The sequence below is a fragment of the Cupriavidus sp. 8B genome (genome assembly GCF_054589115.1).
The window spans coordinates 1-936 of sequence record NZ_BAAILO010000202.1; the positions used below are offsets into that span (position 1 = coordinate 1).

Sequence of the window (936 nt, forward strand, 5' to 3'; positions counted from 1 at the left end):
TGCTTGCAGTACACGATTTTGGTCTTTTCCGGATGCAGATCCAGCTTGCATTCGGCCAGCCGCATCTCCAGCCCCTGCTTGAGCCCTCGCGCCTGCGCTTCGCTCTTGCAATGACAGATGGCGTCATCAGCATAGCGCTCGAATGGCACGTCCGGGTGATGCTTGCGCATCCACCGGTCGAACGCATAGTGGAGAAACAGGTTAGCCAGCACCGGACTGACGACACCGCCTTGCGGCGTGCCCTTGTCCGGGTGCACCACAGTCCCGTCAGGCATTTGCACGGGTGCCTTGAGCCAACGCTCGATATACAGCAGCACCCACGCGCAGTCCGTGTGACAGCGCACCGCGCGCATCATGAGTTCCCAATCGATGCTACCGAAGAAATTCTTGATGTCGAGGTCGAGCACCCACTCGTACTCCCAGCATCGCTGCCGAGCCACGTTGAGCGCTTGATGCGCCGATCGTCCGGGACGATACCCGTATGAGTCGTGGTGAAACACAGGTTCCACGAGCAGCTCCAGATATCGCTTGGCCACCGTCTGAGCGATGCGATCAGAGATCGTGGGTATTCCCAACGGCCTCGTTCCCGCACCTCCCGCTTTGGGTATGTCCACCCGCAGCACCGGCGGCGGCATGTAGCTGCCGGAGGACATCCGATTCCAGATCCGATACAGATTATTCTTCAAATCCGCCTCGAATTCCTTCATCGACTGTCCATCCACGCCTGCCGCCCCACGGTTGGCCTTCACCTGCTGATATGCTTCCCACACCTCACGTTTGGAAATACAAAACGGTTTTGCTTTATCCATGCGGGTCCTCCCCTTGCGGGTTGCCCGCAGCACAAAGCCAGACGATGACGCCCCTTCGGTCCAGCCCCATTACAGGACCTTCAGCCCTACTACGGACGTCTCCGCCCCTGTGCCCCGCATCGGTACT

1 protein-coding gene is annotated in these 936 nt (G+C 59.4%); it reads right to left on the minus strand.

The features are described 5' to 3' along the window. A partial coding sequence (gene ltrA / locus ACYP5B_RS19950; protein ID WP_459570885.1) for a group II intron reverse transcriptase/maturase occupies nucleotides 1-809 on the minus strand: 809 nt, incomplete at its 3' end. Nucleotides 810-936 lie beyond the last annotated feature (127 nt).